The sequence below is a fragment of the Actinomycetospora sp. genome (genome assembly GCF_055612215.1).
The window spans coordinates 1-4,767 of sequence record NZ_JBVPVA010000297.1 but is presented as its reverse complement, the minus strand read 5'-3'; the positions used below and the strand labels follow the sequence as shown (position 1 = coordinate 4,767).

The 4,767-nt window shown below is 73.7% G+C and carries 5 protein-coding genes; 2 read left to right on the top strand and 3 right to left on the bottom strand.

Annotation, left to right across the window (positions count from 1 at the left end; all coding sequences use genetic code 11):
• Positions 1–272: MarR family transcriptional regulator (locus AC0CYZ_RS08280; RefSeq protein ID WP_472214151.1), on the bottom strand; the 272-nt coding region annotated here is incomplete at its 3' end.
• A 62-nt stretch (positions 273–334) separates the two neighbouring features.
• Here AC0CYZ_RS08280 and AC0CYZ_RS08275 point away from each other — a divergent pair.
• Both AC0CYZ_RS08275 and AC0CYZ_RS08270 read left to right on the top strand, forming a co-directional pair.
• On the top strand, positions 335–991 hold the full coding sequence (locus AC0CYZ_RS08275) for an HAD-IA family hydrolase (RefSeq protein WP_472214149.1): 657 nt from the start codon (positions 335–337) through the stop codon (positions 989–991).
• Complete coding sequence (locus AC0CYZ_RS08270) at positions 988–2,214, top strand: MFS transporter (RefSeq protein WP_472214147.1); 1,227 nt, start codon at positions 988–990, stop codon at positions 2,212–2,214. The genes AC0CYZ_RS08275 and AC0CYZ_RS08270 overlap by 4 nt, the downstream gene beginning before the upstream one ends.
• Here AC0CYZ_RS08270 and AC0CYZ_RS08265 read toward each other — a convergent pair.
• Positions 2,211–3,962 (bottom strand): proline--tRNA ligase, encoded by a 1,752-nt coding sequence (locus tag AC0CYZ_RS08265; protein WP_472214145.1) that lies wholly within the window; start codon positions 3,960–3,962, stop codon positions 2,211–2,213. The two genes, AC0CYZ_RS08270 and AC0CYZ_RS08265, sit on opposite strands and share 4 nt — an antisense overlap.
• A 44-nt stretch (positions 3,963–4,006) precedes the next feature.
• Positions 4,007–4,767: hypothetical protein (locus AC0CYZ_RS08260; protein WP_472214143.1), on the bottom strand; the 761-nt coding region annotated here is incomplete at its 5' end.

Here is a 4,767-nt window from a genome sequence, read left to right as displayed (position 1 = left end):
CCGTCCGGAGCCGGGCGCAGGCACGTCGTGGGACGGCCGCGCCCGCTCACCGGGGCCCGTTCCTCGGCGAGCCACCCGGTCTCGCGCAGCCGGGCCACGGTCTCCGTCGTCGTCGCGCTCGACAGGTTCAGTCGCGCCGCGAGCTCGACACGGGTCAGCCCCGGTGAGCGGCGGACCTCGTCGAGCACGCTCGCGCTGGTGCGCCACCGATCGACCCGGGCGCGATACGGCTCACAGCGTTCGGTGCCCTCGGCGCCTCCCACGTTGCCCACGCCCTCATTATCCTCGGATACCGAGGAAAAGCACGAGGACCACCGAGGGGAGGGGACGAGCCATGACCCGCACGGGCGATCTGACCGTCGAGACGTACGCCGCGGTGCTGTTCGACATGGACGGCACCCTGGTCGACTCGGACGCCGCCGTCGAGCGTTCCTGGCGCGCCTGGGCCCGCGAGTACGGCGTCGACGAGGACGAGGTGCTCGCCGTGATGCCCGGCCACCCCGCCGCGGACACCGCCGCCCGCATGCGCCCGGACCTCGAGGGACCTGCCGTCGAGGCCGCCGCCCGGGCCCAGCTCGAGCGCGAGTACCACGACCTCGCCGACGTCGTGGCCGCTCCGGGCGCCCTCGACCTCATCGCGGCCCTCGACGAGCTCGGCCGTCCCTGGGCCGTCGTGACCAGCGCCGACGCCCGGCTCGCGGCGGCCCGCCTCGGCGCGGCCGGCATCGCCGCCCCGGTCGTCGTCGACCGCGAGGCCGTCACCCGCGGCAAGCCGGATCCGGAGGGCTACCTCCTCGCCGCGGCCCGGCTGGGCGTCGACCCGGCCGACTGCCTCGTCGTCGAGGACACCGCCACCGGGGCCGCCGCGGGGCGCGCGGCCGGCGCCACCGTCGCCGGGGTCAAGGGCGGCGCCGGCGGCGGAGCCCACCTGGCCCTGCGCGACCTCACCGAACTCGTTCCCCACTCGTCCGTCCGGAGGACCTCCCTGTGAGCACGTCCGTCGAGCCCACCGCGCCGACCGGATCACCGCAGCCCACCGACACCGGCCGACGCCGCGTCCCCGCGGCGGTCAGCCTCGCCGCGCTCTCGCTCGGCGGCCTCGCGATCGGCACCACCGAGTTCGCGAGCATGGGCGTGCTGCCCGGCTTCGCCTCCGACCTCGGGGTCTCCGTCCCGACGGCGGGCATCGCCATCAGCGCCTACGCGCTCGGCGTCGTCGTCGGCGCGCCCCTGATCGCGCTGGTCGGCGCCCGCTGGCCGCGCAAGCGCCTGGTGGTGGCGCTCGCCGTCGCCCTCGTCCTGTTCAACGCGCTCTCCGCGATCGCCCCGTCGTTCCTGCCGTTCGTGGCCCTGCGCTTCCTCGCCGGACTCCCCCACGGCGCGTACTTCGGCACGGCCGCGGTGCTCGGATCCGCGCTCGTGCCCCCGGAGAAGCGCGCCCGCGCGCTGGCGACGGTGATGCTCGGGCTGACGATCGCGAACATCGTCGGCGTCCCGGCCGCGACGTGGCTCGGGGACACCTTCGGCTGGCGCAGCGCCTACCTCGCGGTCACCGTGATCGCCCTGATCACCGTGCTCGCGGTGACGACGCTCGTCCCGAGCCCGCCCGGCGACCGCGGCGGCAGCCTGCGCGGCGAGCTCACCGCGCTGACCCGCCCGCAGGTGTGGCTCACCCTCGGCGTGATCGCCACGGGCTTCGGCGGCCTCTTCGCGGTGTACAGCTACATCAGCCCGATCCTCACCGCCCAGGCCGGGGTCCCGACGTCGACGGTGCCCCTGTTGCTCGGTGCGCTCGGCATCGGGATGACCGTCGGGAACGTCGCGGGCGGCCGGTTCGCCGAGCGCGCGCCGCGGCTGACGATCGCGATCGCGCTGGTCGTGTACTCGGCCGTGCTCGTCGCCTTCACCGTCGGCGCCCACCACGAGGTCTCCGCGACCCTCGGGCTCTTCGCGCTCGGCTTCGTCGGGATGTCCGCCGGGCCGGCGCTCATGGGGCGGCTGATCGACTTCGCCGCCGAGGGCCCGTCGCTGGCGGCGGCGAGCTTCCACTCCGCGTTCAACGTCGCCAACGCCCTCGGCGCCGCGCTCGGCGGTGCGGTGCTGGCCGCCGGGCTCGGCTACGACGCCCCAGCCGCGGTCGGCGCGGTGCTCCCGCTCTTCGGGATCGTCGTGTTCGCGGTCAGCGTCCGGATGGAGCGGCGCCGGGCGGTCTAGCTCCCGCCCGTCAGGGCCCCGACGACGTCGTCGACCCCGACCTCGCGCCGCTGTCCCGTGGCGCGCTCGGTCACCTCGACGACGCCGTTCGCGAGGCCGCGCCCGACGGTGATCGCGGTCGGCACGCCGATGAGCTCGGCGTCGGCGAACTTCACCCCGGGCGTGGCCTTGCGGTCGTCGAGGAGGACCTCGAGGCCCGCCCCGGCGAGCCCCGCGGCGATCGTCTCGGCGGCCTCGGTGTGGGTGACGTCCTTGCCGGCGACGACGAGGTGCACGTCGAACGGCGCGACCTCGCGCGGCCACACCAGGCCCTTGGTATCGGCGTGCTGCTCGGCGATGGCGGCCACCGCGCGGGAGACGCCGATCCCGTAGGAGCCCATCGTCACCGTCACCGGCCTGCCGTCCTCGCCCGCCGCGGTGAGCCCGAGCGCGTCGGCGTACTTGCGGCCGAGCTGGAAGATGTGGCCCATCTCGATGCCGCGGGCGGCCACGAGCGGACCCGCCCCGTCCGGCGAGGGATCCCCCGCGCGGACGTCGGCGGCCTCGATGGTGCCGTCGGGGGTGAAGTCGCGGCCGACGACCAGGTCGACGACGTGGCGGCCGGGCTCGTCGGCCCCGGTGACCCACGCGGTGCCGGTGACGATCCGCGGGTCGACCAGGTAGCGCACCCCGTTCTTCGCCAGGCCCACCGGGCCGATGTAGCCCTTGGTGAGGAAGGGGTTGGCGGTGAAGTCGGAGTCCTCGAGCAGGACCACCTGGGCGGGCGACACCGCGGCCTCGAGGCGCTTCATGTCGACCTCGCGGTCACCCGGCACCCCGACCCCGAGCAGCGACCACTCCGAGCTGCCCGGCGTCCGCGTCTTGACCATGACGTTCTTGAGGGTGTCCGCCGCGGTGAACGTCCGTCCCAGCCCGAGGGAGTTCACGTGCGCGACGAGCGTGTCGATCGTCGGGGTGTCCGGGGTGTCGTACACGACGGCCTCGGGCTGGTCGGCGATCGGCTGCTCCGGCGGGGCGGGCGTCGTCACGGCCTCGACGTTCGCGGCGTAGCCCGACTCCAGGCAGCGGACGTAGGTGTCCTCCCCGGTCTCGCAGGGCGCGAGAAACTCCTCCGACGCCGAGCCGCCCATCGCCCCGGACATCGCCGAGACGATCTGGATCTCGAGACCGAGCCGGGAGAAGATCCGCTGGTAGGCGACGCGGTGCGCCGCGTACGACTCGGCCAGGCCCGCGTCGGACAGGTCGAAGGAGTACGAGTCCTTCATGACGAACTCGCGCCCGCGCAGGATGCCCGCGCGCGGCCGCTCCTCGTCCCGGTACTTCGTCTGGATCTGGTAGAGCGTGATCGGGAAGTCCCGGTACGACGAGGTCTCCCCCTTCACCATGAGCGTGAAGAGCTCCTCGTGCGTGGGCCCGAGCAGGTAGTCGGCCTTCTTGCGGTCCTTGAGCCGGAAGAGCGCGTCGCCGTACTCGGTCCAGCGCCCACTCGCCTCGTAGGGCTCCTTGGGCAGCAGGGCCGGGAAGTGCACCTCCTGGCCGCCGATCGCGTCCATCTCCTCGCGCACGATGCGCTCGATGTTGCGCAGCACCCGCATCCCCAGCGGCAGCCAGGAGTAGATGCCGGGGGCGATGCGGCGCACGTAGCCCCCGCGCACCAGCAGCTTGTGGCTCGGCACCTCGGCGTCGGCCGGGTCCTCGCGCAGGGTGCGCAGGAAGAGATCGGACATCCGCGTGACGCCTCGTGCCATGGAGCGAGCCTAACGAGGCGGCGCGAACCGGTTCCGCTGCCGGGCTACTGGTACGTGACGAGGTCCGGGGCGGGCTGGAGCGCCATGGCCTGCGCGACGGTCAGCATCGGGGTGTCCTGCGTGTAGAAGAGCTTGAACCCGAGGTGCATCTGCTGCGGGCGCTGGAGGTCCTTGTACTTGCCGAGCTTGTTCGGCGGCGCCCCGAAGCCGTCGATGTGCTGGACCATCGCGAGCTGCGGCGGGGTCTGGAGGCGCTCCGGGTTCGTGATCATGTTCGAGGTGAACTGGTGCACCACGAACAGCTTCTGCGGGAGGTTGCCGGCGCGCACGATGTCGGCGAGCCACGTCGAGACCTGGTTGACCTCGTCCGCGGAGACCGTGCCGATCTGCTTGCCGGGGACCGCGCCGGGCGGCATCCGCCACTCGGGGTCGAGCGCCAGGCTCACGTCGGGCTCGCGCAGGAGGCTCTCCCACGGCCTGACCGCCGTCATGAAGTCGGAGCGGCCGGGCTGGATGTCGATGATCATCAGCTGCTTGTGTGCCCGCGCTGCCGCGAGGTACTGCCGGGCCGCGCCCTGGTCGATGTCGTGGTGGTAGGCGCCGTCCGGGCCGGGCCCGCCGTCCGCGACGCCGACGATCAGCTCCATCGCCGGCTGCACGGTGCGCCCCGGCGTCGCGAACGGGGCCGCGGCCTGCTCGAGCTTCCGGGCGGCCTGCTCGGGCGTCCCCGCCCCGAGGACGCCCAGCCGGTCCGTGTCGGCCGTGCCGTAGTAGGCGACGACCCGGTAGTTGGGGTAGATCGTCG